Source organism: Pontibacillus sp. ABV4_188, assembly GCF_056311905.1.
Map to the genome: position 1 here is coordinate 1,110,850 of NZ_CM149975.1, position 26,897 is coordinate 1,137,746.

The 26,897-nt window shown below is 40.7% G+C and carries 34 protein-coding genes; 19 read left to right on the forward strand and 15 right to left on the reverse strand.

Annotated elements, in window-relative coordinates; genetic code table 11:
• Positions 1 to 136 precede the first annotated feature (136 nt).
• The gene (locus tag ACYX4O_RS05610) at positions 137 to 1,690 is read right to left on the reverse strand and encodes a BCCT family transporter (RefSeq protein ID WP_476355339.1); all 1,554 of its coding nucleotides are present in this window, start codon (positions 1,688 to 1,690) and stop codon (positions 137 to 139) included.
• 510 nt (positions 1,691 to 2,200) lie between these two features.
• Here ACYX4O_RS05610 and ACYX4O_RS05615 point away from each other — a divergent pair.
• A complete protein-coding gene (locus tag ACYX4O_RS05615) occupies positions 2,201 to 2,443 on the forward strand; it encodes a hypothetical protein (RefSeq protein ID WP_476355340.1) in 243 nt (80 codons plus the stop codon).
• Positions 2,433 to 2,786, forward strand: a complete 354-nt coding sequence (locus ACYX4O_RS05620; protein ID WP_476355342.1) for a hypothetical protein — start codon at positions 2,433 to 2,435, stop codon at positions 2,784 to 2,786. Before ACYX4O_RS05615 ends, ACYX4O_RS05620 begins: the two co-directional genes overlap by 11 nt.
• Before the next feature lie 82 nt (positions 2,787 to 2,868).
• On the opposite strand, the gene ACYX4O_RS05625 is transcribed toward ACYX4O_RS05620, so the two are convergent.
• Genes ACYX4O_RS05625 through ACYX4O_RS05635 form a run of 3 tightly spaced genes read right to left on the reverse strand, consistent with a single transcriptional unit; the run spans position 2,869 to position 7,955 of the window.
• Positions 2,869 to 4,713 carry a hypothetical protein gene (locus ACYX4O_RS05625; protein WP_476355343.1) on the reverse strand — a complete coding sequence of 615 codons (1,845 nt, stop codon included), beginning with the start codon at positions 4,711 to 4,713 and terminating at the stop codon, positions 2,869 to 2,871.
• The gene (locus ACYX4O_RS05630; protein WP_476355345.1) at positions 4,697 to 6,673 is read right to left on the reverse strand and encodes an McrB family protein; all 1,977 of its coding nucleotides are present in this window, start codon (positions 6,671 to 6,673) and stop codon (positions 4,697 to 4,699) included. The genes ACYX4O_RS05625 and ACYX4O_RS05630 overlap by 17 nt, the downstream gene beginning before the upstream one ends.
• On the reverse strand, positions 6,657 to 7,955 hold the full coding sequence (locus tag ACYX4O_RS05635; protein ID WP_476355346.1) for a hypothetical protein: 1,299 nt from the start codon (positions 7,953 to 7,955) through the stop codon (positions 6,657 to 6,659). Before ACYX4O_RS05635 ends, ACYX4O_RS05630 begins: the two co-directional genes overlap by 17 nt.
• A gap of 185 nt (positions 7,956 to 8,140) precedes the next feature.
• Between ACYX4O_RS05635 and ACYX4O_RS05640 the strand changes: the two genes are divergently transcribed.
• Complete coding sequence (locus tag ACYX4O_RS05640; RefSeq protein ID WP_476355348.1) at positions 8,141 to 8,455, forward strand: hypothetical protein; 315 nt, start codon at positions 8,141 to 8,143, stop codon at positions 8,453 to 8,455.
• 42 nt (positions 8,456 to 8,497) lie between these two features.
• Here the strand turns inward: ACYX4O_RS05640 and ACYX4O_RS05645 are convergent, their stop codons facing one another.
• Positions 8,498 to 9,136, reverse strand: a complete 639-nt coding sequence (locus tag ACYX4O_RS05645; RefSeq protein WP_476355349.1) for a hypothetical protein — start codon at positions 9,134 to 9,136, stop codon at positions 8,498 to 8,500.
• Between the two features lie 236 nt (positions 9,137 to 9,372).
• Entirely contained in the window at positions 9,373 to 9,882 is a 510-nt protein-coding gene (locus tag ACYX4O_RS05650; RefSeq protein ID WP_476355351.1) for a hypothetical protein, read from the reverse strand.
• 264 nt (positions 9,883 to 10,146) lie between these two features.
• Between ACYX4O_RS05650 and ACYX4O_RS05655 the strand changes: the two genes are divergently transcribed.
• The 3 genes from ACYX4O_RS05655 to ACYX4O_RS05665 are packed head-to-tail and all read left to right on the forward strand — an operon-like array spanning position 10,147 to position 11,570.
• On the forward strand, positions 10,147 to 10,596 hold the full coding sequence (locus ACYX4O_RS05655; RefSeq protein WP_476355352.1) for a MarR family winged helix-turn-helix transcriptional regulator: 450 nt from the start codon (positions 10,147 to 10,149) through the stop codon (positions 10,594 to 10,596).
• 13 nt (positions 10,597 to 10,609) lie between these two features.
• The gene (locus ACYX4O_RS05660; RefSeq protein WP_476355354.1) at positions 10,610 to 11,245 is read left to right on the forward strand and encodes a nitroreductase family protein; all 636 of its coding nucleotides are present in this window, start codon (positions 10,610 to 10,612) and stop codon (positions 11,243 to 11,245) included.
• Between the two features lie 28 nt (positions 11,246 to 11,273).
• Positions 11,274 to 11,570, forward strand: a complete 297-nt coding sequence (locus ACYX4O_RS05665) for a putative quinol monooxygenase (protein WP_476355355.1) — start codon at positions 11,274 to 11,276, stop codon at positions 11,568 to 11,570.
• Between the two features lie 71 nt (positions 11,571 to 11,641).
• On the opposite strand, the gene ACYX4O_RS05670 is transcribed toward ACYX4O_RS05665, so the two are convergent.
• Positions 11,642 to 12,139 (reverse strand): hypothetical protein, encoded by a 498-nt coding sequence (locus ACYX4O_RS05670; protein WP_476355357.1) that lies wholly within the window; start codon positions 12,137 to 12,139, stop codon positions 11,642 to 11,644.
• Between the two features lie 269 nt (positions 12,140 to 12,408).
• Here ACYX4O_RS05670 and ACYX4O_RS05675 point away from each other — a divergent pair, with 269 nt between their 5' ends.
• Positions 12,409 to 12,579: a hypothetical protein gene (locus ACYX4O_RS05675; protein WP_476355358.1), complete on the forward strand. Its 171-nt coding sequence runs from the start codon at positions 12,409 to 12,411 to the stop codon at positions 12,577 to 12,579.
• A gap of 343 nt (positions 12,580 to 12,922) precedes the next feature.
• Complete coding sequence (gene nadD, locus ACYX4O_RS05680; protein ID WP_476355360.1) at positions 12,923 to 13,534, forward strand: nicotinate-nucleotide adenylyltransferase; 612 nt, start codon at positions 12,923 to 12,925, stop codon at positions 13,532 to 13,534.
• Between the two features lie 97 nt (positions 13,535 to 13,631).
• On the opposite strand, the gene ACYX4O_RS05685 is transcribed toward nadD, so the two are convergent.
• The 3 genes from ACYX4O_RS05685 to ACYX4O_RS05695 form a co-directional block, all read right to left on the reverse strand.
• Positions 13,632 to 13,940: a hypothetical protein gene (locus tag ACYX4O_RS05685; RefSeq protein ID WP_476355361.1), complete on the reverse strand. Its 309-nt coding sequence runs from the start codon at positions 13,938 to 13,940 to the stop codon at positions 13,632 to 13,634.
• A 65-nt stretch (positions 13,941 to 14,005) separates the two neighbouring features.
• Positions 14,006 to 14,500, reverse strand: coding sequence for a hypothetical protein (locus ACYX4O_RS05690; protein ID WP_476355363.1), 495 nt, complete (start codon positions 14,498 to 14,500; stop codon positions 14,006 to 14,008).
• Positions 14,501 to 14,748: 248 nt separating this feature from the next.
• On the reverse strand, positions 14,749 to 15,780 hold the full coding sequence (locus ACYX4O_RS05695) for a DMT family transporter (RefSeq protein ID WP_476355365.1): 1,032 nt from the start codon (positions 15,778 to 15,780) through the stop codon (positions 14,749 to 14,751).
• 16 nt (positions 15,781 to 15,796) lie between these two features.
• Here ACYX4O_RS05695 and ACYX4O_RS05700 point away from each other — a divergent pair, with 16 nt between their 5' ends.
• Together ACYX4O_RS05700 and ACYX4O_RS05705 are read left to right on the forward strand one after the other, a co-directional pair.
• Entirely contained in the window at positions 15,797 to 16,096 is a 300-nt protein-coding gene (locus tag ACYX4O_RS05700; RefSeq protein WP_476355366.1) for a hypothetical protein, read from the forward strand.
• Positions 16,093 to 16,707: a DUF3267 domain-containing protein gene (locus tag ACYX4O_RS05705; RefSeq protein ID WP_476355368.1), complete on the forward strand. Its 615-nt coding sequence runs from the start codon at positions 16,093 to 16,095 to the stop codon at positions 16,705 to 16,707. Before ACYX4O_RS05700 ends, ACYX4O_RS05705 begins: the two co-directional genes overlap by 4 nt.
• A 59-nt stretch (positions 16,708 to 16,766) precedes the next feature.
• Here ACYX4O_RS05705 and ACYX4O_RS05710 read toward each other — a convergent pair whose 3' ends face one another.
• The gene (locus ACYX4O_RS05710) at positions 16,767 to 17,207 is read right to left on the reverse strand and encodes a hypothetical protein (RefSeq protein WP_476355370.1); all 441 of its coding nucleotides are present in this window, start codon (positions 17,205 to 17,207) and stop codon (positions 16,767 to 16,769) included.
• Positions 17,208 to 17,491: 284 nt separating this feature from the next.
• Here ACYX4O_RS05710 and ACYX4O_RS05715 point away from each other — a divergent pair, with 284 nt between their 5' ends.
• Together ACYX4O_RS05715 and ACYX4O_RS05720 are read left to right on the forward strand one after the other, a co-directional pair.
• A complete protein-coding gene (locus tag ACYX4O_RS05715) occupies positions 17,492 to 17,941 on the forward strand; it encodes an OsmC family protein (RefSeq protein WP_476355372.1) in 450 nt (149 codons plus the stop codon).
• A gap of 164 nt (positions 17,942 to 18,105) precedes the next feature.
• Entirely contained in the window at positions 18,106 to 18,303 is a 198-nt protein-coding gene (locus ACYX4O_RS05720) for a hypothetical protein (protein ID WP_476355373.1), read from the forward strand.
• 90 nt (positions 18,304 to 18,393) lie between these two features.
• On the opposite strand, the gene ACYX4O_RS05725 is transcribed toward ACYX4O_RS05720, so the two are convergent.
• Positions 18,394 to 18,585: a hypothetical protein gene (locus ACYX4O_RS05725; protein ID WP_476355375.1), complete on the reverse strand. Its 192-nt coding sequence runs from the start codon at positions 18,583 to 18,585 to the stop codon at positions 18,394 to 18,396.
• Positions 18,586 to 18,790: 205 nt separating this feature from the next.
• Between ACYX4O_RS05725 and ACYX4O_RS05730 the strand changes: the two genes are divergently transcribed.
• The 6 genes from ACYX4O_RS05730 to ACYX4O_RS05755 all read left to right on the forward strand — a co-directional run bounded on the left by ACYX4O_RS05730 (position 18,791) and on the right by ACYX4O_RS05755 (position 23,450).
• Positions 18,791 to 18,976, forward strand: a complete 186-nt coding sequence (locus tag ACYX4O_RS05730; protein WP_476355376.1) for a hypothetical protein — start codon at positions 18,791 to 18,793, stop codon at positions 18,974 to 18,976.
• Positions 18,977 to 19,066: 90 nt separating this feature from the next.
• The gene (locus ACYX4O_RS05735; protein WP_476355378.1) at positions 19,067 to 19,576 is read left to right on the forward strand and encodes a hypothetical protein; all 510 of its coding nucleotides are present in this window, start codon (positions 19,067 to 19,069) and stop codon (positions 19,574 to 19,576) included.
• Between the two features lie 455 nt (positions 19,577 to 20,031).
• Positions 20,032 to 21,285: an aminopeptidase gene (locus tag ACYX4O_RS05740; protein ID WP_476355380.1), complete on the forward strand. Its 1,254-nt coding sequence runs from the start codon at positions 20,032 to 20,034 to the stop codon at positions 21,283 to 21,285.
• 513 nt (positions 21,286 to 21,798) lie between these two features.
• Positions 21,799 to 22,116 (forward strand): PadR family transcriptional regulator, encoded by a 318-nt coding sequence (locus ACYX4O_RS05745; protein WP_476355381.1) that lies wholly within the window; start codon positions 21,799 to 21,801, stop codon positions 22,114 to 22,116.
• Positions 22,103 to 22,669 (forward strand): DUF2812 domain-containing protein, encoded by a 567-nt coding sequence (locus tag ACYX4O_RS05750; RefSeq protein ID WP_476355383.1) that lies wholly within the window; start codon positions 22,103 to 22,105, stop codon positions 22,667 to 22,669. The genes ACYX4O_RS05745 and ACYX4O_RS05750 overlap by 14 nt, the downstream gene beginning before the upstream one ends.
• A 265-nt stretch (positions 22,670 to 22,934) precedes the next feature.
• The gene (locus tag ACYX4O_RS05755; RefSeq protein ID WP_476355385.1) at positions 22,935 to 23,450 is read left to right on the forward strand and encodes a YobA family protein; all 516 of its coding nucleotides are present in this window, start codon (positions 22,935 to 22,937) and stop codon (positions 23,448 to 23,450) included.
• Between the two features lie 404 nt (positions 23,451 to 23,854).
• On the opposite strand, the gene ACYX4O_RS05760 is transcribed toward ACYX4O_RS05755, so the two are convergent.
• The 3 genes from ACYX4O_RS05760 to ACYX4O_RS05770 form a co-directional block, all read right to left on the reverse strand.
• Positions 23,855 to 24,556: a permease prefix domain 1-containing protein gene (locus ACYX4O_RS05760; protein WP_476355386.1), complete on the reverse strand. Its 702-nt coding sequence runs from the start codon at positions 24,554 to 24,556 to the stop codon at positions 23,855 to 23,857.
• Positions 24,553 to 24,891: a PadR family transcriptional regulator gene (locus tag ACYX4O_RS05765; protein WP_476355387.1), complete on the reverse strand. Its 339-nt coding sequence runs from the start codon at positions 24,889 to 24,891 to the stop codon at positions 24,553 to 24,555. The genes ACYX4O_RS05760 and ACYX4O_RS05765 overlap by 4 nt, the downstream gene beginning before the upstream one ends.
• Before the next feature lie 364 nt (positions 24,892 to 25,255).
• Positions 25,256 to 25,879: a lysozyme inhibitor LprI family protein gene (locus ACYX4O_RS05770; RefSeq protein WP_476355389.1), complete on the reverse strand. Its 624-nt coding sequence runs from the start codon at positions 25,877 to 25,879 to the stop codon at positions 25,256 to 25,258.
• A gap of 179 nt (positions 25,880 to 26,058) precedes the next feature.
• On the opposite strand from ACYX4O_RS05770, the gene ACYX4O_RS05775 reads away from it, so the two are divergent.
• On the forward strand, positions 26,059 to 26,892 hold the full coding sequence (locus tag ACYX4O_RS05775) for a hypothetical protein (protein WP_476355391.1): 834 nt from the start codon (positions 26,059 to 26,061) through the stop codon (positions 26,890 to 26,892).
• Positions 26,893 to 26,897 lie beyond the last annotated feature (5 nt).

Sequence of the window (26,897 nt, forward strand, 5' to 3'; positions counted from 1 at the left end):
TATACGAACAGAGGCGCTTTTTTAGTTTGATAGAGTTAAAAGGAGTGAAGCAATTTGATGAGAAAAAATGATGAGTCCTATAAAAAAACGAGTTAAAAGCTTGGACTTTTAACTCGTTTCATTTCGAGAAAACTGACTATGATTCAGTTGAATAGGTGGTTTGATAGGTTTCATCTTGAGATATGTTATCTCGTTTTGCTGTGTTCTCTGAAGTAGATGGACTAAATTCTGTTCTTAAAGACTTAAGCAAGCTAAAGATCATTAATAATAGAATGATCGTAAGCGGGAATCCGCTTATAATGGCAGCGGCTTGCAGACCATCGAGTCCTCCGGCTCCCATCAGAATAACCGCAATCGCAGTTAGGATCACACCCCAGCTGAACTTAACAAAGAACGGTGGGTTCAGGCTTCCGTTCGACGTTTGCATAGCAAGGACGAACGTGGCTGAGTCACCAGATGTGATAAAGAACGTCATCACAAGAATGATGGCTATGAAGGAAAGCAGTCCACTTAATGGCAATTGGTCAAACACATAGAATAAAGATGATTCTAAGCTCTGTCCAGCAACATCGAGTCCTTGTACGAAGTCAAAGTAAATGCCAGCTCCTCCAAACACTCCAAACCAAAGCGTACAAACAAGAGCAGGTGCAATGACGACAGCAACTAAGAATTCACGAATCGATCTTCCTTTAGAAACACGGGCGATAAACGTACTTACAAACGGTGTCCAAGAGATCCACCATGCCCAGTAGAAGATCGTCCAGTCTTTTACCCACTGGTTGTCCTCTGCGTTAAAGGGTGCAAAGCGCATTCCCATACGCGTGAAATCTTGCATATAAGATCCTAGTGTTGTCGTGAACGTTTCTAATACAAATTTAGTAGGTCCTAAGAATAAGAATGTGACAAATAAGACAACTGTAAGGATTAAATTGGTGTTACTTAAATATTTAATTCCTTTTGATAACCCTGTTGCAGCTGAGTAAATGAACAAGACAGCCGTAACTCCCATTATGATAAGTTGCACGCTAAAGTTAGTCGGCACTCCCCATAAATAATTCAGACCGCTGTTGATTTGCTTAGCTCCAACACCTAAAGAGATGGCAACTCCGAAAATCGTTGCAAAGACGGCGATAATATCGACGACATATCCCCATTTACCTTTCATGCGGTTTCCGAATAAAGGAATGAGTGTGGCGCTCATTAAGCCAGGCAACCCTTTTCTGAAGTTAAAGTAGGCGAGAACAAGGGCGACAATCGCGTATATAACCCAAGCGTGTAATCCGTAATGAAGATAACTAATCTTTAACCCTTGTTTGGCAGATTCAATCGTTTCTCCTTGTCCGACGGGCGGGTTGGCATAGTGGGTAACAGGTTCACTTAATCCGTAGAATAATAGAGTAATTCCCATACCAGCACTAAATAACATCGCAAACCATGTTAACGTACCATATTCAGGTTGTTCATTGTCCTTTCCAAGCTTGATCTTTCCAAATTTACTAAAGGCAATAATAAATGAAATAATCAACATAAACGTAACAGCAATTTGATAGAACCAGCCAAATTGGTCTAAGATGCCATTGCGTACCGTCATCATTGTGTTCAGAAGATGATCAGGGAAAATCGCTCCCCAACTAACAAATGCAACTCCTATTGTTAAGGCTATCCAGTACATCGGTGTAAAATTCTTCAACTTATTCCTCCTAGATTGTTCGAGCAGATCATATTATTCATGTAGTTTGTTCAGTTATTACTTTACGAACTTTTCATAAAAAATATTATATCTTACAACCGCAGCAAAATCTATAAACAAACGAGTAGAGCTAATATTTTTAATATTGCGTCTACTGGTGCGCGCGAATTCTTTAAGACAATAAAGAGGTGAAGGGTGCCAGACACCCTTTACTGCGGTGCTTTGTAAAAGGGTGAGTGAGTGTGTGGAATTCATTTACATTTTTTATGGTTTGAGTGAAACTTATTCTAGGTGAGAACGTACTAAGATGGCATAAGGGAATTATTGTTATAAACAAAAGGAAGAGGCGACATCTACATAGTCTTAAGACGGTTCTGAACGAGGTTAAATCAAGAGGGGATTGCTACATGCTTCAAGAACGGTTGGATTGTACAAGTTGTATATTCGATCTGTGTTTTTAGCGGATCCCTTGTGTGGATTAGCCAAACATATAAATGGTGAGGTGGTCTATTGTTTCGTAGAATTTTATTAACATGTGTATTGATGTTTGTTGGTGCCTTTCTCGTCACGCTCATTTCCGACTTCTTATGGTCGAATGATATTACATGGGTAGAGAACACTGTGTATGCGCTCTTCATGATGGTGTTCACGTGGATTAGCTTCGGGGTAGGGGCCCTTATTAAGAAGATGGATAAGAAGTATGAGAATCGTTACGAAGAAAGGAAGAGAAAGAGGGATAGTCATGGTTCTTAGGAAAATTTATGCCGCACTGAGTACAACCATTATTACTTCAGCTTTCTATGCGTATCAGTTTCAGTTATTTGAGAGTGATGGGTTTCTATCAAACGCCGTCCTCTATATGATCTATATTGGCTGTGGGACGCTTCTTGGAGGCGTGGCCTCTATGGGAATTGAGAGGATGACCAGAAACTTCGGTGACGCACGCGTGATGTTCTCCTTTATCTTTCACATGGGTCTTACCATTCCGGTCATTGTGTATCCTTTCTTATTTGTCTATTCTGTGCCAGTAGCAGCTCTTTTCTTTGTGATTGATGAAGTCTTAAGAAGACGTAGTTCTGAATCGGTTTTGGCATAAAGGAGAAGTAAAAGTAACAAAACGGCTCAGAGTTCTATTCGAAACCCTGAGCCGTTTTTTCATGAGATAGTGATCCAATCCATTACCACACCTCTGGATCCAACCATCCATCAAGCACCTCACCTAACGTCTCCATCCCAACAGCCCCATCTTCAGTAGGATAAAGCTGAACAAACTTTCCGGCTTCCGTATCAAGGAGGACAGGTTCTGCGCGACTTCCGGGGTAGACGCAGAGTACTTCGCGGATTCGGTTATAGAACGACTTACGAATAGGGCAGTAATATTTAATGCCGACATATTCGTTCATCTGCTCCGCGGCTTTTGTGTTGCCATCTGGCGAGTAAATATTTCGAAGGGGACTATACTTCACTTCCACGGCAATCGACGAATGATAAAGGGAGACGTCTTCTTGCTTCTTGTAATAATCGATTCGGATATCTGGCTTTTTCCTTCTGAACTTCGAGAAGAAGTACGTCCCGTTAACAATCGCATCCCTTGAGCGATGTTCAAGTTCTTGTTCGTACACAACATGGAGTTCCCCGTTCTCATTTTCAAGAACGATTGTTGTTCCTCCTTGGAGCTCTGAGTGCAGGTATCCTTTTTGCAACTGCCCCAAGAGTGTATCCTTCTTAAAGGAAAAGCCGCGCTCGGATATAAGTTGGACGATCGTTAAAAGCGTATAATACTCATACATTTTCCCGGTAGAGTGGAACAAGGGAGACCCTTTGGAAGGTGTCGTCGGTGACGGTTTTTGTCCTTCGGATTCATCTAGTTCATGCCATAGCTTATGGAACGAAATATACCCACGGCTTTGGACAGATCGAGGGAGCTTTGGATGTACATCATCCACATCATTCCAAAAGCCTTGGCGTATGACGTAGCGAAGCTGTTGCCTGTAGGACTTTGCCTTCTGAAGCATCTGATCCATACTTGAAACCTTGAATCCATGGGCTTCTTGTGTCTTTTCTTTACTGATCTGTTTGTTCTTTAATAGCGTCTGATCACGTGAAGTGACATTATGAAGCGGCGTTTTCCGGTCGGATTGAATTTGTCTAATTTCATTTTTAAGTTTCTCTTGTTCCTCTATGAAAACGAGTCGTTCTTGTTCGAGTGTCTGGATTAGGGTGTCCATTCGTTTTAGAACCGCTTTCGTGCGAAATTTAACGAGTTGATTCTCAGGCAGATTCGCATCATGTCGATGCTTGCGGTTGTAGAATTTCGTCCCACTCATAACGGCTCCTTTAAAGGAGTGCTCCCATTTCACACTCTGCCGATCCATCCTTCCAGGGTGCGATTCCACCTGGTAGTGGCGCCTCACGTTCATTTGGTTTTCCTTCTCAATCCAATCCAGTGCGACCGTGAGCTTGCGAAAGGAGCGATCGAGCCAACGAAGAAAACGTAGATCGCTTTCTCCCATTAACTGTTCAGGACTAAGGGACAGACTGACCTCCTGGTAGTAGTTTGTAGTCAGCCCATCTAATGCTTCTTCTAAATATGCTGCAATTCTATTGAACTGTTTCTTTGAGAAGTGGTGCGGTATGATGCGGACAGCGCCGTAATACGTCTGACCTCCAATCTCAACTTCGTACAGAAACGTTCCACATGGCCAGGGGAAGGTCATTTCTTTCGACGGATCAAATAACGGCTGCACTTGCTGGTGTTTCCCCAATGAAATCTCGTGTGAATGTCCTTCTCCGTCCTGTGAGGCGAGTCGGATCGTAACGGAACGACTGGCCTTCCAATCAATCAATAGGGCACTCCACTTCTGATATTCATACACCTCTACAATCGTTTCTATTAGGTTATGTCGCTTCTGATTCAGGCTCAACCGATCAATCTGCACTTCGTTTCGCCCAGTTTGAAAATAAAGCCCGATTCCTTGCGCCTTCAGTTCAATCGTCTCTTGCTCATTAATTGGTAAAGCCATACATCATCAACTCTTTTGCTTTGTTCTGAAGGGTCTTCAGAGACAAGGTGAAATCAGAAGACATCTGAGCACGGTCGGATTTAAAGAGTTGGGCAAGAGAACCATCGACATAATCAGTAGGCGTACTCATTTCACCAACCATAGGCCCGGCAAACGTATCCATTCCCTTAATCTTCGTTAAGATTCTCTGATTGATCTGGAAATCAAACAGCTCCCGTCTAGAAAGTAAAGGCTCTCCATGCTCGTCATGGGGGACGTTGCACAAGTAATCAGCAATCGCAAGTGCCACGCGGAATGAGACTCCTTTTTGGGGATCGTTCTCATTCATCAGTGTGTGAATCGCATCAAGTGTATGGACCTCGTACTCGTTTAAGAGGTGAAGTCCGACCTCTTCTTTAGCAAAGCGCCATTCCCCGCGCAAATGAGAAGCGCTCACCTTTCTTGGCTCAGGTGAAACAGGGACAGAACGGTGAACCTTTTCATAGAAGGCGATGGTATCTTTGAAAGGTGGCTTCTTCGGAGTAATGATATTAGTCCGGTCAAGAAGACGATCGGAGAATGATTTCGTCGTCTCGTCGAAGTTCACGGTTCCAACAAAAATCAAATTGTCCCCCAGTTTAATGCGAGACTGGTAGCGCCCGCTTTGTTCTGTCACGTGATCGTTAAAGATCTGTAAGTGCTTATCTCCCTTAATCTCAAGGAGGGAAAGAAACGGACTGAACCAGTGCTCTACTTGCGATAAATTCATCTCATCAAAGATAACCATATGGAGCTGATCCGGATAATCAGCTGCATGCTGAAGCAGACTCACAAGCCCTGTATCGCTCTCGTGGAACAGCTCTGTTGTCGGATTTAAGTACCCAAGGATATCATTTGGGTCCTGGTAAGAAGGGGAGATCGGTAAGAAAAGCATCGTCTCACCTTCTACGAGTCCTAGCGTTTCTCCGTATATACGAGCAAGCTGTGATTTTCCCGTACCAGACATGCCACCGAGAATGGTGAGTGGATTTGTCTTCACACTCATATGAAAGGCATACAGATCCTCTTCACGGTAAAACATTTTGTGCTCATACCCTGCTTTATGAAGCAAGCGGTGAAGAAACTCCATCTCAGAAATAGCTCGAGAGTGGGTCGGCGTGTCCCTCTCTACTAGAACCGCAGGCTGTTCTTCCGTTGGCTGTTGCTCTGTAGTGAGCTTTCTTTTCCTTGTTTCAAAAAGCTCACACAAACTAGCGAACTTTTGTTTAGATAAGAAATACAAGTGATGCTCGTAAACCGCATCAACATGTTCAATCAGTTCATCTGGATCAAGTGTAGCGTATTGAACAGATGCGTCATCCTTCTGGAAGTACGTTGTAGAGTTACTCTTAGACTCTAGATCAACTTTATAAAGGGTGTTCTCAAACAGAACCATGGATGGAGACGGGAAAAGGTTCGGGTATTTCTTTAATGTGATGGGCCGTTTCTCGTTCGTTAACTTGGACTCAAGATCCTGGTTCGTTTCCCCGATCCGTAAGTCAGGAGCAGGAATCACCACATACCCCTCTTCAGGTGGGATGGACTCAAGCTTAATCAACTCAACGTAAATATTGTCATTCGCATGGGTCAGCTTGAAGAGAACGAGCTTGTCCTGAAAGAGGGCCTCGACACGTGGCTTCATTTCTGGATAGGGAAGACGATCGTAGTTGATCCATTCATTGAACAAGCGCACGTTGTTCATGGAGTTAGTATTCCCTGTTAACAGGTCGCTCATCTTACCAAAATAGCGGGTAAGTCCGTTCGGGATAGGGGATAACGGCTTAATATAAAAGGTTAACCGGTCCGAATGTTCGCTTAACACGATCGGTGAATCCTGAAACGTTTGAGTATGAATTTCAGACGATGTCGCTAACCGGCCAACGAAGATGCTGTCATTCAGTTGCCTTCTTACGATATGCGGGAGTTTAGTTGATAGCTTCATAGGTTGCATCTCCTTCTAGGTAGAAAATAATTTTGCGGAACACGCTCTGAGGAGAACCGCTGACGAACTTATAACTGTACTGTTTCTGTTGCAAATACTTCCTGACTTCAAGCTGTGCCTTAGATGAAAGGGCGTTGGTGTCGATAAAGATCAGCTTGTTCTCGGGTATAAACTTAAACTGCTCAGAAAACGAACGATCTGTATTGTATGTAAGCAGCTTCTTCTCAGGGATGAAAGAATCGTAGCGCTCGGTTCGTTCGCTTGTAATAAACAAAAAGTCATCAAGCTCAGAGAACACATCTATCTCGGCATCCTCTTGCTTCTTCATCGCATCTTTATACTCCTGACGCACCTTCTCAAGTTCCTGTTCAAGCGTTTCATACTGTCTCTGAAGCTCTAGTCGTTCTTCTCTTTCGTCTTTCTCTCGATCTTGTCGATCTTGTTCTTTTTCTTTCAACTGACGTAGGAGGTCATCGCGTCGCTTATAATACCGACTTGCTTTTCGTTCAGCAGAAGCCTTCTCGTGGAGCGCTTCCTCTCGCTCTTCGTCCGCTTTCGTAATGGTTCTCTCGGTAAATGCAATAAGCTCATGGAGTGCAAGTTTGTATAAAGGTAGTAATTCTTCAGAAGAATAGTCATCATCGTTCAAGTCGTATTCGCTTACAATTTGCAAGGATTGCGTCCCATGTTCCTCTTCGTACTCTTTTTCGAAAAACGATACAAGATCTAGCTCCTCAGGTAGGTCCTCTATGACGGTATGTTTCTTAAGGAATGAATCGATCAGAGAGGAGAGAGTTGTTTCGTGCTTTTGCGCATGGCCTTTTAAGATTTCCTCTAATGAAAATTCTTGAAGACCAGTGAATACATCTTCTCCGTTCTCCAAATTCTCGATCATCGTCTTTCGATTACCTTCATAACGCTCTGGGAAAAGAACAGCCACAATCATCATTTTCTGCGTATCAGTCATTGCTTCTTCTAAAGAAGCCTGTAAGATCAGTTCAGAAAACTCGTAGTCTTCCATATCCTCGATAAAGGGTCCTGTGAATCCTCGGAAGAAGATTCTTAAATCGGCTAGTGTGTCCATAAATTTTGTGATCACTTGTTTGAGCATAGGAGGCGGGGCAGAAACCAACCGTTTCTTTGAAAATCCTTGTACTTTCAAGTCAAAGACCTGGGCAATTTTAGCCATTTCCTTCCTAGAAACATAATTCAAAAAGTCTTGTTTTACCGTCTTTTGTATCTCAAGCCACTCCTGGCTTATTTCCTTCGTATCCGCTGTCATCAAAGCCACTCCTTAAGATGTAGGTATATGTAAAATAATAGATAAAAAGTCTTGTTATTACTAGTCTTGACATGTATTGGATGATGAGGGATGTACGTGAATTTATGATAGGGATGATGGTAAGCGGAGGGCATATATATAAGTTTGTGGTAAAATATGGTCATATTTAGATCTAGGGGGATATTATGAAGAAGGTTGCGATTGTTATACTGATTACGCTTGTGATTGAAACAGCACTAACGTTTGCGTTAGCCACACAAATCGATATGAGTTTCATGGAAATTATGGTCTTTACGGGGATGGGATTTAGCGTATTAACGTTCATCTTCTCTTCAAGTGGGGGCGTCGTTTCTGAATTTCATTCTTCGCAATTAAGCGGACAAACAGGCTTAATCCAAAAACGAGAGCCCTTTGTATTCCGAAAAGGCGGCGCTTTTTTTGCTTCGCTTCTTTTCTTTTTAGTAGGATTGGTGATTGCGATCTTGATAGAGACGATGTAACACAAATAAGGACGGTCTCGACCGTCCTCTTATCTCATTCCTCTAGAGAAAAATCCCCAATATCCATGGCGTAACAAGGACTAGTCCTGCCCACACATAATCGGATAATGGCTTTTTTGCGTCAGTAAGAGGGTTAACTCGATCTATACTGTTCCCAGGCTCTTCCTGAGTAGGGGTTACATGACCTAACTCAATTTTTAATTCTTCCTTGTATTGTTTCTTCAACCTCTGTTTCTTATCGTTTGATATCTCTTCTACTCGTAAAATTTGCCTACTTTTTTTCATATTTGTATAAAGAGTATATCGCTCCACGTTCATATCTCGCAGATCAGTAGCAATACGCTTCTGTAAATTCAGTAGTTCATTGTACGATCGATCGACCTTTACCACTTCAATTACGTTTACCTCTGAATACTTCTTCTTAATTTGTTCAAGTGTCTCCTGATACCCTTTCTCCGATTGGTTCTTAATATATATGGTGATCGTTCCCTCACGAGAAATTTGAAGGTGTCCATTATCATGGATAGGAGTTCCGGTTTGTGAAAACATGCGCTCTATTTCTTCATACTTGTTACTACGAACCATATCCTTATCCGTAAAATTTGTTTCAACCGCAAGTAATCTACCGCTTTCGCAAAAGAGTAGAAGTACGAGCAGGGTGAAGGTCATCACTTTTTTCATATCTTAACCTCCTGTCACTTCCTGTATTTGAATAGTATGTTCGTTCATCTATTTGTCGTTTAGGATTCTTTTTCGTTACAATATTTCCTTGATATACCACGCTCAGTAGTTTAGGAGAAGTGAGTCAAATATAGGGGGCTCAAACTTGTAGGAAGGTGTTTTATCTTTAAAGAAGATATAAAATTACGAAATTAATCCATCAAAAAAAGGACGGTTCAGGCCGTCCTCTAGCTTTTCTATTCTACTTTATCAGCCTCGGCCATTCTGTGAGGGTGGTTGGGGCCGATGGTTTTACACGGCAAGCATTCGACTTTGCCTTTTTCTAAATAAAGGGCGCGGCAGCTTGGACAATGTTCAGCGTTTTGGCGTTTCAATGCTTCTCCGACCCATGGAATCATTTCGGTGTCGTTCATATTGTATTTATCTAAGCCTTGAACTGGCTCAATCCGATCCATGTGATAATTGAACTCGAACCACTTTCCTTCACGGTTCATAAAGTAGTAGACCAAATCCGCATTTTTTCCTCTATAGCGAGGCAAGGCTTTCGCAACCTCTTTTGGTACAAAAGACATAAGTGTATCAATAAATTCCCGGCTCATTGTTGGATATAAAGGAGCAACATCCAAAAACCCGAAGTCAATCATATGAATGATCCCTTCTTGGATTTTCGCTACAACACTGAATCCGGCTTTGTTGATTTCGAATCCCTCATGGTAATAAGTGAAATCCTCATCATACCACATCAAAAAATCCTTTCTATTACCTATCTAATAAACCATTGTAGCATACATTTGAATAAAGCGTGAACGTTGAGGTAGCAGAGAGGGAATAAAGAAGAGTGTACTTTCGTTGACTTATGTACCTCTTGTGTTTTATAGTAATTGATGCCTCAATGATTGATGGGTCAATGAATGGATTCGTCCTAGTTGACAAAACATAGGGATCTATATTAAATTAGTTGACGGGTCAATAATTGATGCATCAATTAATTAGGTGAGGAGGGGGATTTGTTGACGAATTCATATCAAGAACAAGAGAAACTCATTCTTCAATTGAATGAGATCTATAGACAGATGAGCCCGAAATTTGAACGCTGTACAGGGATAAGCCAGTCACGACTAGAGTTACTTCATAAATTAATGGAAGTTGATGAGATTAATCAAACTGAGCTCCGCCACCAGGTCAACATTGATGGTGCGGCCGTGACGAGACACCTGAAGCAGCTGGATGAAAAAGGGATCGTCACTCGTCGCAAAAACCCTGAAGATAACCGGGTCACATTCGTCAAGCTAACAGAAGCTGGTCGAACAAAGATCGAGCGTTATTGTAAAGAGAAAGAAACGTTTATTACACAAGTCTTCAAAGGAATCTCAGATCAAGAGCGTGCTGTCTTATCTGATTTATTAAAGAGAGTAGAGAGCAACGTGAGGGATATTGAAGACGAACAATCAATAGAGTAGAGGAGAATTCAACATGACGAAAGCAACCATCAACGATTTCAACCAAATTATTTCAGGTCGTCGTTCCATTCGTAACTACGATCCATCTGTAAAAATTAGCCAAGAAGAGATGGCTGAAATTCTAAGAGAAGCGACAATGGCTCCTTCTTCTGTTAACTTACAACCTTGGCGCTTTGTTGTCATAGACAGTGAAGAAGGGAAAGAAACCCTTAAGCCACTTGCGAAGTTCAACCAAACGCAAGTAGAAACATCTGCAGCTGTCGTAGCTGTATTTGTAGATATGAACAGTACTGAATACCTTGAGACCATTTTCGATAGTGCCGTTGAACAGGGCAAAATGCCACAAGATGTTCGCGATCGCCAAGTTCCTGCTATTCAAGGTCTTATTAGTCAGATTTCGGAAGAAGCTTACCGTGAGATGAACCTGATCGATGGTGGCCTTGTTTCTATGCAGTTCATGCTAGCAGCTCGTGCTCATGGATATGATACAAACCCAATTGGCGGATATGAAAAGGACCAGATTGCTGAAGCTTATGGTCTAGATAAAGACCGTTACTATCCAGTTATGCTGATTTCAATCGGTAAAGCAGCAGAAGATGGGTACGAATCTGTACGCCTTCCGATCGATACAATCGCAGACTGGAAATAAACGAATAAACGAGAAAGAGGGAATAATCATGATTATCACTCACGCACATTTTCAAGTAAACCCTGAGAAAGAACAAGCTTTCTTAGAAGAGATCCGTTCACTTATCGCTGACTCAAGAAAAGAAGACGGAAACATTTCGTATGATCTAATGAAAAGCACAGAGCAAGAGAACACGTATACAATGGTAGAAGTATGGCAGGATCAGGCTTCAGTTGAAGCGCATGGCAAAAGCAGCCACTTCACAGCTTTTGTTGAGAAAGCACCACAGTTCTTAACTGCTCCACTTGCGATTGAGTCGTACGTAGGAGAAAAAATCGACCGTTAATATAGATTGAAGGAAGCATCTGGTCTTGGGCCAGGTGCTTTTTTTTGTGGGGTAGTAGGAAAGGGTCTTCTTTATTCATCAAGTCGTTTAGACAGGTTATTCAACTTTACATCATGCACACCTGTCTTTTCACTTAAATAATCAATATCGACCCGGGTGCGACTTACTTTTTGATCAATGATATCCAACATGGCTTTAATATCATGCTGTTGAGCATATTCGATACGGTCAAATCGCCTGTCCATATAAGAGATTAGGTTATCAAAGCGAGTGTCCATTTCGTCAAATCGCTGATCCATGCGTTGTAAACGAGTGTCTATACTCACAAACTGCTCATCATTATTTTCAAAGCGTTTATCAATATTCTCAAATTGTCTATCTATACTTTCAAAGCGTTTATCAATATTCTCAAATTGTCTATCTATACTTTCAAAGCGTTTATCAATATTTTCAAATCGTCTATTCATACTTTTAAACCGCTCATCTACACCTTTAAAGCCACTATCCATTCGGTCTGAAAGGGAGTCGATTTGTTCGGATAATTTCAGAAGCAATTTTTCTTGATCCATTCTTTCACCTCCTCTTTTTATTGATAATATACCTTTTCTTATGAGTGTTCAACCTTCCTGAAGAGGGTTAAAATTTGGTTTTGAAGGGGTAAATAGACATTAAAACAAATGTTTTCTACGTCCTTCTTCAAAACATAAAGTCCGGGGACAAACGAACTTTTGAAAAGTAGGTGTTGCATTAGTGAAAAAGTAAAGAAGAGTCTCAGCATGGGCTCGTACATAATCAATTGCCTTACTACATAGGTTCCAATAAAGGAGTGGAATCTAAGATGACGACGTATGCAAAGATCTTCTTAACAAACAGTAAGGCGTATGTAATCGAATGCCAAGATCGAGATGAGTTTCTGGATTTGTTAGAGGATAGCGGTCTTGTTGAAATTGAGGATGATATTATCATTAATCCGCAGCAAGTGTGTGCGGTGGAGTTTGAGGAGAAATAATTGGCGAGCGAGGAATATGTATGCAGAAAATCATAGCAATGAATGGATAAGGGAAACCGATCGTATGATTTCGGTTTCCCTTGATTATTGATAAAATAAGACTGATTCCAATCGTCTCTATTGATGATAAACGTTAAGGTAAAAGCAGTGTGATGCAATGTTAGCTATAATCAAATCCAAGAATTTAAAGGGTAAGAGACGAGGAGGAGTTCGTATAAAAAAGTTCACCGTATTGTAAACATGATGCTTACTTGCTCTAAACTTGATTACATAAGTATAGAAGGAAAAGAACCTCAGGAAAGTGGAAAGGTTGATATCTTTTAAACAAGAGAGGAAGATAAACATGGAAAGAAAACGGTACGGAGTATTTGGTTCAGCATTTGATCCCATTACAATCGGTCATCTTGTCACAATGGAAATGGTAAGAGACAGGAGAGGATTAGATGGAATTATTCTGATCCCGTCTTCAGATATAAGGGCTGATAAGGTTCAGGACTTGTCGCCGAATGAGGATCGATTGAACATGATCCAATTAGCGATTGAAGACAATCCCCATTTTCATGTGAATGACATTGAACTTAGGGCTCATGCTTGGGAGACATATACGTATAACACGATGGAAAAGTTAAAAAGAGAATACCCGAATGACGAATTATTCTTTGTAATGGGCGCTGATAATTTAGCCAACATCGCCACATGGCACAAGGGGCAGGAACTCATCGAAAATAATAAATTTATTGTCATGGGTCGAGAAGGATATGATATGCCTGAAATGATCGCTAGAAATTCTTTTCTGACAAAGCATGAACACCGATTCGATTGTTTGAGTAAGGGTGTGAATGTGGAAACAAGTTCTACATTAATTCGTTCACGCATTGAAAACGGAATGAGTGTGAAATACTTAGTCCCTGAACTGGCATTAAATTATGCGTTAGAGAAAGGGTTGTATAAATAACGCTTATTAGAGCGGTTTATGACGGAGTCGTCCTTATGGTTGAGTTATGAAATTTCGTTACCATTCTAGTAGATGAAATGCCGTATAGTTTAACCAGTTATGGAGACATTTCACCCTTTTTTATAACAAATTTCGAATGATCATATGTAGTGCCACCGTTTTGACCAGGGTGCATATATACAGTAATTTCTACAATGTCTCCGATTTCATATTTTTCAATATCATCAACAGGAATTTTGTGTTGGATATGAGAATGCTCCTCTACGACTATCATATTGTGCTGTGGATATTTGTCTTCAATTGTACCTTTAATTTCACCCTTAACTGTATCTTCTTTAAAGAATCCTATTAAAGAAATTGTAAGGAATAAAAGCGGAACGAGGAGTAATGCTTTTTTCTTGATCATAAAATGTCCTCCTAAATCCATATTCAACAATCGCACAGTATACTTATAGACTTGAATTTATTATATTACGCATTATGTAACTGCTCACTAATAACTATTGTCATCACAATGATAATGAATTGCTGCATCTCTGTTATCTGTTTAGTACTGTTAATAGAATATTGCTCACCAGAGACTAAAGTTTCTTTTAAAGTTGGAGTGGGAACTGAGCGTTTCTTAATGCTTGAAAGCACTAATTCACTTGCTTCCTTCTCTTTTACAAAAAAGTCTAATGAACCATTTCTCCCTCTTGCAATCAGACATTCGTCTCCATTAGGGGAGACAGCAAGTATTTTTTGAGACCTCATTTTTAATTCTTGTTGTAATATAGAGACTTGGTTCCATTCTGAATCAAAAACCTCTATATTCTGATTGAAACCTCTCTTTTTGCTTATATAGGCCATAACCTTTGCTTTCTTGTTTGTTATGCATAGTAGCTTACTCCCTACGGAATGTAAACCAATTAAATTCAGCAATTGATTTTTCCAATCTCTTGACGTATCTATAGTTTCCTCAATCATCCCTATTAATTTTCCACTTGAACGTATGGAGTACTGACGACTCTGATTTTTAAGTATAGATTCTTGTTTTATTTCCAGATTCGAATATGTTGAGAACAATGGTAGATCACTTCCTTCATTTTTTTACGGTCAGTTATCTAAAACCGTTTCATTTCATTACTAGTACCAACTAAAAAGGAGCGATTGCTTATATCGTACAATCGCTTCATTTGGTGAAGAACGTAGATGAGGCTATGCCATAATTTCAATCATCCTTGAACATTCACTTCTTCTGAGGTTTGAAGGCCTTTTCCTTTTCTCGTTTCCTGAACCATAATAACTGAACCGATAACAAACGCGATGCCAATATACTGCCACAGCGTTAACGTCTCGTTAAAGAGAAGGAACCCGGTCAGAGAAGCTACTACAGGCTCGACTGTTGCAATAATGGAAGCGCGGCTTGATTCGACGTGTTCAAGACCTTTCGTGTACAAAATAAACGGAAGCATTGTACTTAGGAAGCCTAGGCCCGCTATGAACCCCCATACTCTCCAATCAGATAATACCGGTAACATGTTCCCTAAACCGCTAAAGGGGACAACAGCAAGTGTCGCGGAGATAAACGTATACACCGTAACGGTTAGGGAGTCATGTTTTTGAAGGGCGTATTTGCCGAAAATGCTATAAAGGGCGTAGAAAAATCCAGAGCCAAGACCGAGTAAAAGGCCGTATAAAGAAATGGAGCCACTCATGTTAGGTAATAAACCAATCACAAGTGTACAGCCAATAAACGTTGTGAGTAAGGCGCTGATCTTACGAGTTGTCAAATGTTCTTGGAATAAGAACTTCGACAAGATCGTGACGAAAGCGGGAGCCGTATATAATAAGACAAAAGCGATCGAAATAGACGTTTCTTCCATCGCACTAAAGAGGCACCAGTTGAAGAGAACGATGCTGATAATGCCCGTACCAATAAAATAACGGCTATCAGATAGCTTGATTCGGAACAAACGTTTATCTTTTAAAGCAACATAGACACTCATGAACACCGCTGCCATGCTTACACGTAAAGCCACAACCTGAACAGGACTAAAGCCCAAATCGTATAAGTAGGTTACAAAAATTCCGATGATTCCCCATAAAGAAGCCCCTACCCCAATCGAGAGCAGAGCTGATCGTTGTTTCATCCTAATCCCGCCAATCGATTCATTTGGTACAAGACTACCATATTCAACTAGAGAACCAAATTGATTTCTTACTAGAATGATGGAAAAAATATGATAAAATGTGTGATGGTTCAAAAAGGAGAGAGTATATATGCACGAACGTCACAAAAAACACAAAGAAAAGTGGAGCAAAATTCGTGAGAAAGGGCGTACGCATTACATCCTATATTACGGTTTGCTCGGCTGGGGATTATCGACGGGGATACTATTTTTTCTGTTTGGTGAAGGAATAGAGCACAAGCTAACGTTCGGTGACTACTTCACTGAAAGCTGGGGTCTTGAGCTCGTGATTGCAATTGGGTCCTTCATGTTAGCTGGTCTGTTATTCGGTTATCTCATGTGGGGATTAAATGAAGGGGTCTACAGAAGTGATGAGGAGGTGACGAAATGAAAATGTCTACCAAACTTCCTGTTTCAGAGCAGTTCCGTCCAGAAGAGGAAGGGTGGACGATGCTCAAGGAACCAAACGCGGCTCTTGCTCAATGGATTGCCTTACCGATTGGGCTATTTGCGATTCTTTTGGTTTATCTGCTGGCAGTTGTTTTAGGGATTGAAGAAGTTTATCAATTCCGATTTGGTTGGAATCTTCTCTTGGCTTATGCCGTCATGCTTCCCATTCATGAAGGGTTACATGCGGTAGTGTTTCCGGCTAAGCTGAGGTCTGATGATATTTATGCTGGGGTGCTGGTGAAGTACCTCGTGTTTTTTGCTTTTTATACGAAGAGGATGAGTCGGAACCGGGCTCTGGCTGTCTACCTGACGCCTTTCCTTGTGCTATCGATTCTGCCAATTGTGTTTATGGCGGTGACAGGGGTTTATTCTTTATTCCTGTTTGATATTGCTTTTCTAAATGCCATAAGTGCCTGTGTCGACCTTCTGGCGATCTGGATGATTTCCAATCAAGTTCCGAAAGAAGCGGTCGTACGAAACAAGGGGTATAAGACATACTGGAAACACCGAGAGGAAGCCGAAATAGGAACGTCAGCCCAAACTTATACATAAATCAGGGGAGAAGAAACGCAGGTTGGCGGTTCTTCTCTTTTTTTAAACGCATGGACTAGTTATCGATCTAGAATAAGGTAATCGTTTGTCTTGTAGACGGAAAGATTATGTTCAGCTGCAAAGTTCGTTAAATCTGTATATACGTCTTCAGGTGTAAAATGGGTGATTCTGATAGGAAGGCCTTTTTTAGTTTTTATAATAGCCCCCTTGGTATTCCAACCAACACGTTTGAACTTGATTTGGTTCATTTCATCTGGAGAGACGACTCTTTTATATAGTGGCCAGGAGAAGAATAAGACTTTATACGATACATGATTAGAATCGACTTTACATTCGTAGTGGATAAAGAGAGTGAAGAAGGTAAAGGTGCAAAATAGAATGGCGAACACTAGAAATTCAATAGAAAGGCTATTCCGAAATGATGAACTTAGTACGGAACTTACCATTAAAAATAAGAGTAAAAGTAAAGGAAACCTTTGCGTCTTAGCTCGATAAGGCATGAATTCTGCTCCTTTCATAATACAAGAATCCAAGAAGTCAAACGCTTATGCCATTATTTCCATGGTAATATGTATTCTACGTGCCAGCTTGATCCTCCTTCTTACCAAGGGAAAACCCAAACCATTGACAGCGCTAAATATACCTAGTATAGTATTCTTTGTACCCGCTGGGGTATATGAACCTGGTTAGAAACGCAATGAAAAATGAATTGTAATAAAGGAAAAGAAACGTGAAGTTTTCACTTACAACTAAAATCAATGCACACTATAGAGGAGAGATTACAATGGCGAATAAAATGACAATGAACGTAACAGCACAAACAGAAGGTATTACTGTAAAAGCAAATGCAGGAAAGCACGAATTTATGATTGATGAAGGCAAGCACATGGGCGGTCAAGATTCTGGACCAAACCCACTTCAAAGTGTACTCGGCTCCCTTGCCGCTTGTGAAAACGTGACAGCGCGCATGGTCGCTAGAGAGATTGGGTTTGATCTACAGGACATTTCCTTCCATATCTCAGGTGAGTTCGACCCTAGCGGTTTCATGGGCAAAACAGATGTTCAGCCATACTTCGAAACGGTAACAATCGAGGCTGACATTACAACAGGCGAATCAGTTGAGCGTTTGAAAGAACTACAGGAAAAAGTAGAAGCACGCTGCCCGGTTTATACAATGATGAAAGCAGCGGGCGTGAACATGGTTGATACGTGGAAAGTAGCACAGCAAGCATAATAGAAGGTGGATGAAGAAGCCAGGAAACGTGATTCCTGGCTTCTTTTTTATGGTTTCCAGAAACGAGAGGGTTTGGTATGCTTTATGTGGTTTCCTATTTTTGTTAAAAGAAGAAGGGTGACAAGTAAGATATACATAACAAAACTGTGAGGAGGTTGATATAGATGTTAGGAAGAGGGAAGACCACTACAGGAAAAGTGCTCGCTTATGTGGGATTATGGATTTTTGTCGCTGGCTTTGTATTTAGTGATTTAGTGGGGCTCGATGGTACGCCAAATTTGTTAGAAACCTTATCGATCCCGATATTGATTATAGGAATGGTGATGGTGGTATCCTCTAATTTCTTTAGGTTAAGAAAATGAATGGGATAGAGGGACAGGTCCCTTGTCCCATCTCCTCCAACTGTGACGGTTTTATTAGGCTGAAGAACCGCCCCCGCGCTTCTTATTGAACTATAACCTTAGGAGTAATTGACTAAGTATAAACAGGGAGAGCAAAATACCAATGCCTAATGCTCCGTATCCATATCGTTTACGTTCCGACAAAGGTTCCCCTTTCATTTCTTTAAGAGCAGGGTAGAAAAAGCCGATCACCGGTACAGCTATGATGCCAATCGTTATTAAAATAACAGCGAGTACGTCCATTAGAAGAACTCCTTTTTACAATATTTAGTAACCTTTATCTCCTTGAGTAAAACAAAATAAGGGGGCTTTTTTGTTTTAGGGAGTAGGATGATGAAACACGCCATTTTATAAATCATGACAATGGTGAAACGCAAAGTAATGTGAATCGTAAATATGATTAGGATTTTCAATATGCATCTACAATAACGGAGGTGCTACATCGTTTATGAACAATGAAGGCCAAAACAAGCCGTTCAATGATGCCATCGCCCATAAGCAAGATATTGAAGGATTTCCTAAAACGAGGGGAGGCAAATTGCCTTTGCCTATTAAGCTTATTGGGTATTTTCTAGTTGGGGGTATTATGATCATGTTTCTATTTGGATTCATTGGAAACTTTCTTATCAACTAGAGGGCAGGTCGGGAGTTGTCGAAATGGCAGCTCCTTTGTTTTTGTATGAAAATGGAAAATGGGAGTTTGGAAGTGTGAAGGAGTGTAATTTTGCGTAAAGGCACTGTTGTTGAGTTTTTATTTAATGAGAAAAAGCGTGGATTTGAGAAATTTCTTCTCTTTTTACTCCTTTGGTTTTTAATTACATATGTAGGGCTCCTCTTTCAAGTTTCTCTGAGTCTTCTATATGTCCCTGTATTAACGCTTGTGCTGATCATAGGTCTAATCAAAATCATGTGGTACAACAAGAAATATGAAAAGAATACCAAAGTGAGTGACTGGTTTGCGATGGGAATATTTTTTATTGTATTGTGCGTATCTGTATTTCAATACTGGGAAGAAACCAATGTAGAGGACGCGGTGTATGATGTCATTGAAGAAGAGGTAGGGAGTGAGGATTTCACCATAGATTATCTTGAAGAAATCAAGAGGAAAGAAAACACCTACCTTGTTCATTATATCGATCATGGAGAAAACACGGAGTATTTGGGATGGTATGAGTGGCGTGATGGAGAGCTAATTCATAACTATACAAAGACTCTTGGAGATACAAAAGAATAAATGGGATAGAGGGACAGGTCCCTTGTCCCATTATCACCACCTGTGACTTACCGACCAAATAATAACAAAGAGGTAAGATAGACCGTTGATCCGTGGAGGTTTCATTAGGCGGATTGGACATCAAGTGAAAGATAGTAGTATTTAAAGAAAAAACGCGAGACATCCCGGTATGCTAGCATGATGAAGCATCAGAACCGTCCCCGCGCTTCGGGCAAGGATATTGAATTGCTATCATACTCTGGGGTATTTTTAGGTTTAGTTGCTGTGGGATTGGTGTTTGGTGGATCATTTAATTATATTAAATTCAAAAGAAGAAAATCCTAATTAGTGCGATAACGGGTGCGCTCCTTAACAAGGAGAACGTACCTTTTTTATTGAAGTAAAAGAAAAGGGTAGTATACGCATAAAAGGATTTAAAGTGGAATGATATAGCAACTTCACGGGGGAGATCGTAAATGAGTAAAGGAATATATGAACATATAAGTGAATCACAGTTAAAAAAGTATGCAGAACTAGCTGTCGGAGCTGGTGTGAATCTGCAGGAAGATCAAATGTTGATTATCCATAGTGATCTGCAAAATGCTCCATTTGCACGTTTAATTGAGAAGGTAGCTTATGAGGCAGGAGCTTCAAGTGTTTTTATAGATTGGACAGATGAACAGTCTACTAGAGCATTTTACATACATGCAGCTGATCGTGTCATCGACCACTACCCTGATTGGCAGGCTGCACGTTTTGAGGAGTGGGAAAATGAAGGTGCTGCTTACATCCATATTATCTCAGAGAACCTAGATGTTTTTAAGGACGTTTCTGTAGACCGGATAAATCGGTTCCAAAAAGCTTCTCGAACCAAATTAAAGGATTATCATGCAAAAATTAGATCCCATGAGATCCGTTGGTGTCTTTTGGCTGTCCCAAACGTGGTATGGGCAAGGAACGTCTTCCCGAACAAAAGCAGGGAAGAAGCTTTACAATCATTATGGAACTTGATTTTAAAAGGTTCTCGGGCAGATGGGGAAGATCCTATAGAAGATTGGGAGCGTCACCATAGAGCCTTTGAAGCTCGAAAAGAAATCTTAAACGAGAGCCAATACGAAGCTTTGCATTTTACAAATAGCCTGGGAACAGATTTATTAGTGGGCCTACCTAACAATCACCTCTATATCGGCGGGGGTGTCAAAGATAAAAATGGGCTCCCTTTCTTTCCGAACATTCCTACGGAAGAAATATTTACGGCTCCTCATAAAAATAAGGTGAATGGCAAATTGGTAGGGACTAAACCCCTTATCTATGAAGGAAGTTTCATCGATGAATTTTATCTAATTTTTAAAGATGGACTAATTACCGACTATTATGCCGAAAAGGGCCAGGAAGTGTTACAGAATCTGATTGAAACAGACGAAGGTTCACATTATCTAGGAGAAATCGCTTTGGTCTCTAATCAAACTCCGCTTGCTCAGACAGATACTCTCTTCTTCAATACCTTGTTTGATGAAAATACATCCTGTCATATTGGAATCGGAAATGCATCCCCTTCCAATCTTCAAAATAGTATAGACCAATCAGAGGAGAAGTTGAAGGAAGCGGGTCTGAATACATCGCTTTTGGCAGTCAATGTGACCTTTGGTAGCAACGATATGAAAGTAGTAGGTATTCAAGAAGATGGGACGGAAGATGTGATCATGAGGGATGGGGGATTCTTGGGATAGGGGGACAGGTACGTTGTCCCGCCGCCTCTATCTGTGACGTTTACTCATCACTTAATGACTAAGAGGTAACAGAGGCGACCGATCTGTGACACTTTCACTGGGCCACATGGGCAAAATGTAAGAGATAGACCTTATCTGTGCCCTTTTATAGAGAACAAAACACAAAAAACGTCAGAGAAGCGCAAGATCACTGACGTTTTTGTGTGGAATAATAGTGAAAGGTGCTATCCCTGTATATCAATATGAGGAAGCACCAGAACCGTCCCCGCGCTTCTATGTTTTATAGGAATTAAGCGTAATCGTGTTCGAAGTGTAAGTGGGCAATTTATAAAGTAGTTTGTGCGTTAAAGGATTCCCATATAGCAAAATAAAAGCCGATTTCCGACATACAGGAGATCGGCTTTTTCTATTCTTTTTGGGAATTTTTATAAACTTCTGTTGATTATTCAGTTGAACTGTATTATAGTCTTATTAAGTTATACTGTATAGTTGAACTGAATAGAAGGTGAGAAAATGAAACACAAGTTACTGCCATTGTCTGAAACGATGCACTACATTTTATTAGCTCTACGAGAACCACTGCACGGCTATGCCGTCATGCAGAAGATTGAAAGCATGAGTGAAGGCTCCGTTAGCTTAGCCGCTGGTACATTATACGGAGCGATTGAGAACTTGAGTAAACACGGTTGGATTGAACCTGTTGGCCATTCAGGTCGGAGAAAGATTTATAGGATCACGGAAGAAGGAAGCAGCATTTTGAAGATGGAACAAGACAGGCTGTCGCATATTTTATCCTTATATGAAGAAGGTGATGTGAATGAAGAAATTTAAGATCTTTATGAATATCGAGAAAGAAGAGGAATGGCTGAACGAACAGTTACAAAAAGGGTACCGCTGCACACATATTAACGGCTTGGGAGTGTACACATTCGAAAAAACGGACCAGAACTATGTGATGCGACTGGATTATCAAGATTATTTACCTAAGGAAAAGCTAGAAGAATACATTGGAATCTATGAGGATTTCGGCTGGAGCTATATAAAGGGGAGCGGGCTTGGAATCCGATATTGGCAAAAAGAAGATGATGGACAAAATGAAATCTTCTCTGACCGCCAATCGCAAGGGAATTATTATAAACGAATAATGAATTATTCTCTGTGGTTCGGGGTGCTCTGTTTGGTGTTTTCTTTTATGATCTACCAGGACTCGAAATTATACCACGCAGGCCTTTGGGATATGAGCGGTGCATTATTTTGGAAAGCCCTACTATTTGAAACCCCATTTGTTCTAGTGAAGTTGCTCCCTATCCTTATGGTTGGCATCTTTGGTATGAGTTATTATAAAGCTTATGTGAAGTATTCCATGTTGAAAGAAGTGGGATAGGGGGACAGGTCCCTTGTCCCGCAGCAAGAACGTTTTGTAAGAGATAGCAGATTAATAGAGGAATACCTAAAAAACGTCAGAGAAACGCATGATCTCTGACGTTTTGCATGAAACGGTATGGAAAAGGTAACAGATCCTCTGTATGTTAACAGGAAGAAGCATTAGAAACGTTTCTACGCTCCACGAAGTAGGATTTTTCCAGAACAAAGATAATTGAAACCATAAACAACTTTTTACGTCAATTATAGTAAAGAGGGGGGCTATAATGCGTAATCTAATGGTTTATTTAGTAGTATTTATGTTTTTTATATTAGTTGGATGTAGTAATGAGAGTGGCAACCATTATGTCGGAGAGCCGGGGATCAGTGGATATGTAATGGATAAGAAAGGAAAAGAGGTTTTAGTTGTTAGTACAAAAGCAAAGGATTACAGCAAAAATGGTGGAAATGAAGAATTTTATGATGCTGTTTGGGCAAGTAAATTACCTAACGATGTTAAGGTAGGAAAGCAAGTTAAGATATGGTTTGATAATGGAGTTGCAGAATCATACCCAGGTCAAGCTTCTATTGGGAAATTAGAAGTTATGCCAAGTTCTACTCCTGAAGGGGCAACACTTTCTGATACTGAAGCCTTAAATAAAGTATTATCTAAGAACAAGTTTGCACGTGCAATTTTAACTGTACAATCTATTTTATATGATTCCGACAAAGATGAATGGTCAGTTGTATTGAAAAACACCGACAGTCATGAGGAACAAACAATAAAAGTTGAAGACAAGTGAAGGTAATACTTATTCAACGATCGGAAGCGACCGTTGAGCAAGAGCAATCGCTTCTATCAGTAACAAGCAAGATATATGAACAAGGGAGAAAATGTTTACTTATGGCATAGAGTTTGTAATTTAGGGGGGAGTTTCAGTGGAGAAAGATTCTAACAACTTCTTTAAGATGGTCTTTGGGGTTATTGTTGGTATAGCAATTTACGAAGGAATAAAGGAACTAATTCAATATTTAACTTGATTTTTATTATTGGGATAGGGGGGACAGGTCCCATGTCCCGCAGCATGAACATTATGTAAGAGATAGCAGATTAATAGACGAATACATAAAAAAACGTCAGAGAAACGCATGATCTCTGACGTTTTTGCATGAAGCAGGATGGAAAAGGTAACAGATCCTCCATATGTTAACGGCTTGGCTTTGCTCTTAATATTAATGCGAATAGACTAAGTACGACAAACACTATAAATGATCCAATTGAAATAGAATAAAACCCTGTCTTATCACCGTTTTCATAGACGGCAACCGTACGGTAGTTATCTTGGTCATTTCCTTTGACCACAGCACCGTAGCCTTCGGCGTGTTTAACAGAGGTGTCTCCATATTCTATAGCAATCTCCCGGCCATCCTCTTTGGTTTGCAATGGAGAATCGTTGGGGGTTTGGTAGACTACAAAATACTCAATGGCACCTGTTTCTTCAACCAGGGATGCAATCTCTTTAGTCTTCTGCTCAGACAAGGTACTGTCTTCAAGTGTCATCGCTACATTACTTGCAGTTTGGTTAACGGCCTTCACTTCATATTCCCTCCAAAGTATACTTACTAAAACCAATAAACCTAAGGCGAGCGCAATGCTAGACGTACGGAATAGGTTTTTGATCACTTTGCTTTGACTCTTGAACAATTGAAATAATCCTCTTTTGATTTGATTTTGATCACCGAAACGGCTAATCGCAATATTGATTGCCTCTTGTTCTGTCTTTCCGTTTGCTTTTAGCTCTGTAACGGTCTCGACTAAATGACCGCGCATCTCCTCTTTTAATTCTTTCGCTTCATCCCCATCGACATTGGCGTATATGGAATCGACAAACTCATCAATTTGTTTCATAATTCTCCTCCTTCAATGAATGAATCCATTATTTTCTTCACGTAGTTCCATTCTGCTCGTTTTTCTTTGAAGCCTTCTTTACCTAATTCCGTGAGTTTGTAGTATTTTCTTCTTCCGCCTGGTCCTTGATCTTCCCCCCAGTAAGGGGAAATCCATTTGTTTTTTTCTAATCGTTTTAACGATAAATAGAGTGTGCCTTCCTTCAATTCAAATTGCTCTTCACTTTTTTCACGAACAATCTTCGCTAACTCGTATCCATACATGTCTTTTCTATGTAAAAGAGATAGTATAAGCGTATCAATATGACCTTTTAATACTTCCTTACTAATTTCCAATTTTTTCACCTCTGGTAACAACTATAAAAAAGAGTACTTAATAATGCAAGGTATTCTTGTGAAAAAATATGGGATAGGGGGACAGGTCCCTTGTCCCGCTCCAACCATCTGTGACCTTTACCCATTACCTAACAGCGAAAAAGGTAAGAGAGAGGAGCGATCTCTGACGATTCCATTGGACTGCATGAACATTATGTAAGAGATAGAGAAAATCTACGACCCTTAATAGAGTAAACACGAAAAAACGTCAGAGAAATGCATGATCTCTGACGTTTTTGCATGAACCAGTATGGAAAAGGTGACAGATCCTCTAGATGCTTATAGGAGGAGGCATCAAAACCGTCTCCACCGCGTTTCCCTAAACTCAACTCATATACCCTTCCACAAGTTCAATGCACCGTTCCTCAGTCAAGTTAGCCAACACACTCACATATTCCAAGTGCTCCTGTGTGCCGCCTTTATACTTTTCCGATGCCTCAAGAGCACTATTGTCCCTGTACGTGATCCACTCACGCTGTTTGTCTCGCAAACGATCCATTTCTTCAGATGGCAATTGTTCCTCAAGAGCCTTGTAGGTCTCATTTAATAAATCATCCCAAATGTTCCATCGATCGTTTTCCACTTTTTTCAGAGCATAGGTCGAGGAATCTGTTGGTTCTAAATCAGCCGCTTCTGCTCTGGCTTGTTTAATCTTTTCTAAATATCGATCTTTTAGCATCGACTGTTGTTCCGATGTTTCAGAGGTGTTCTCCTCGACCGGGGTTTCCTGGTCCGACTCTTCTGCCCCCATTTCATCCTTGGCCGATGATTCTGTCTTCTCGCTGCTCACTTGTGTTTCCTGTTCTGTTTCTTCTAAGGTTTGGTTCTCTTCTTGATCAGCGGAAGTATCGTCTGTATTCTTTGTTCCATCGTCACAAGATGTAAGTAAAAGGACGAATGCGAAAAGAAGTACCTTAGAAAAAAGCCCACCTTTGCGGATCTTTCTCATATTCCTGCCTCCTTCAAATGATTCATATGTGTGCCGGTACCGAGATATAGTTTACCATAGTTTTCCACCAGGTTCTTCCTAGATCTATACAAAACTCAATAAAAAAGTTTCAAAGAATAGGCACCGAACTGAACCCTGAAGATGATTATAGATGTAAAAGGAAAAAGTAGGTGGAGTCTATGAATATCAATCATCTTAAAAGCTATCAAACGTTCTCATCTGTTCACGAATTAGACCAGCACGTAAGAGGGTTTCTTCGTCGGTATAAATGGGAGCTGTCTGAAGGGAATCTCGAAATCCTAACATACATATGGCGTCATTCTGTCAAATACCCTGGTGTCTCGTTCGCGAAAGTAAACACGATTGTCTCAACGACAGGACGAAGCCGCAGCACGGTCATCCGGACAATCAATCGTTTTGAGAACATGAATCTGATTAAGAGGGTCGCCACCATCCGCCCAAACGGTAAGCGCGGCGTGAATCTATTACTCTTCCAACCTCAAAAAGCATTTCTTACACCGCATGATGACACCCTACCTGACACGTCAGTTGATACTGTATCGATTGAAGCAGAAACCACGTCTCCCAACGGATCTACGCCCGAATCTCAGGAGGAAGCAGAGAATAAGCAGGGAGAGAAACACCTTTTAAAGAGTAAGAAGGTCGAAGGAGCGCGATTCGATATGGATTACACTTTTTTACCTTCCTACATTCCTCCATCCTTTGTTGAAGTCGCAAAGCCATTCTTCACACCAGTAGAAGTGGACCGGGTGTGGGAATGCATCCATAGAGCTTACAAAAGAGAACAAATGCACCACAGCATAGAGGCGTATATGGAAGCCATTACGCGTACATTCAAGCAAGCGATCTTTCTTTACAAACAGGGCAAGATTAAGAAGGAATTTCGTGGCTATTTGTATAGCTGTGTTCTTGAAGCGTTGCGTCAAGAGAAGCGGAAGGAAACGATTCAATGCAGTGATTCTGTGTACTATGATTGGTTAAATGAAGTTTAATTCGG

Coding starts and splice junctions, on each gene's coding strand:
- ACYX4O_RS05620 (WP_476355342.1), top strand. CDS start 2,433: ATGGTTCTTAGGAAAATTTATGCCGCACTGAGTACAACCATTATTACT.
- ACYX4O_RS05625 (WP_476355343.1), bottom strand. CDS start 4,713: ATGGCTTTACCAATTAATGAGCAAGAGACGATTGAACTGAAGGCGCAA.
- ACYX4O_RS05630 (WP_476355345.1), bottom strand. CDS start 6,673: ATGAAGCTATCAACTAAACTCCCGCATATCGTAAGAAGGCAACTGAAT.
- ACYX4O_RS05635 (WP_476355346.1), bottom strand. CDS start 7,955: ATGACAGCGGATACGAAGGAAATAAGCCAGGAGTGGCTTGAGATACAA.
- ACYX4O_RS05640 (WP_476355348.1), top strand. CDS start 8,141: ATGAAGAAGGTTGCGATTGTTATACTGATTACGCTTGTGATTGAAACA.
- ACYX4O_RS05645 (WP_476355349.1), bottom strand. CDS start 9,136: ATGAAAAAAGTGATGACCTTCACCCTGCTCGTACTTCTACTCTTTTGC.
- ACYX4O_RS05660 (WP_476355354.1), top strand. CDS start 10,610: ATGACGAAAGCAACCATCAACGATTTCAACCAAATTATTTCAGGTCGT.
- ACYX4O_RS05665 (WP_476355355.1), top strand. CDS start 11,274: ATGATTATCACTCACGCACATTTTCAAGTAAACCCTGAGAAAGAACAA.
- ACYX4O_RS05670 (WP_476355357.1), bottom strand. CDS start 12,139: ATGGATCAAGAAAAATTGCTTCTGAAATTATCCGAACAAATCGACTCC.
- ACYX4O_RS05675 (WP_476355358.1), top strand. CDS start 12,409: ATGACGACGTATGCAAAGATCTTCTTAACAAACAGTAAGGCGTATGTA.
- nadD (WP_476355360.1), top strand. CDS start 12,923: ATGGAAAGAAAACGGTACGGAGTATTTGGTTCAGCATTTGATCCCATT.
- ACYX4O_RS05685 (WP_476355361.1), bottom strand. CDS start 13,940: ATGATCAAGAAAAAAGCATTACTCCTCGTTCCGCTTTTATTCCTTACA.
- ACYX4O_RS05690 (WP_476355363.1), bottom strand. CDS start 14,500: ATGATTGAGGAAACTATAGATACGTCAAGAGATTGGAAAAATCAATTG.
- ACYX4O_RS05700 (WP_476355366.1), top strand. CDS start 15,797: ATGCACGAACGTCACAAAAAACACAAAGAAAAGTGGAGCAAAATTCGT.
- ACYX4O_RS05705 (WP_476355368.1), top strand. CDS start 16,093: ATGAAAATGTCTACCAAACTTCCTGTTTCAGAGCAGTTCCGTCCAGAA.
- ACYX4O_RS05710 (WP_476355370.1), bottom strand. CDS start 17,207: ATGCCTTATCGAGCTAAGACGCAAAGGTTTCCTTTACTTTTACTCTTA.
- ACYX4O_RS05715 (WP_476355372.1), top strand. CDS start 17,492: ATGGCGAATAAAATGACAATGAACGTAACAGCACAAACAGAAGGTATT.
- ACYX4O_RS05720 (WP_476355373.1), top strand. CDS start 18,106: ATGTTAGGAAGAGGGAAGACCACTACAGGAAAAGTGCTCGCTTATGTG.
- ACYX4O_RS05725 (WP_476355375.1), bottom strand. CDS start 18,585: ATGGACGTACTCGCTGTTATTTTAATAACGATTGGCATCATAGCTGTA.
- ACYX4O_RS05730 (WP_476355376.1), top strand. CDS start 18,791: ATGAACAATGAAGGCCAAAACAAGCCGTTCAATGATGCCATCGCCCAT.
- ACYX4O_RS05740 (WP_476355380.1), top strand. CDS start 20,032: ATGAGTAAAGGAATATATGAACATATAAGTGAATCACAGTTAAAAAAG.
- ACYX4O_RS05745 (WP_476355381.1), top strand. CDS start 21,799: ATGAAACACAAGTTACTGCCATTGTCTGAAACGATGCACTACATTTTA.
- ACYX4O_RS05750 (WP_476355383.1), top strand. CDS start 22,103: ATGAAGAAATTTAAGATCTTTATGAATATCGAGAAAGAAGAGGAATGG.
- ACYX4O_RS05755 (WP_476355385.1), top strand. CDS start 22,935: ATGCGTAATCTAATGGTTTATTTAGTAGTATTTATGTTTTTTATATTA.
- ACYX4O_RS05760 (WP_476355386.1), bottom strand. CDS start 24,556: ATGAAACAAATTGATGAGTTTGTCGATTCCATATACGCCAATGTCGAT.
- ACYX4O_RS05770 (WP_476355389.1), bottom strand. CDS start 25,879: ATGAGAAAGATCCGCAAAGGTGGGCTTTTTTCTAAGGTACTTCTTTTC.
- ACYX4O_RS05775 (WP_476355391.1), top strand. CDS start 26,059: ATGAATATCAATCATCTTAAAAGCTATCAAACGTTCTCATCTGTTCAC.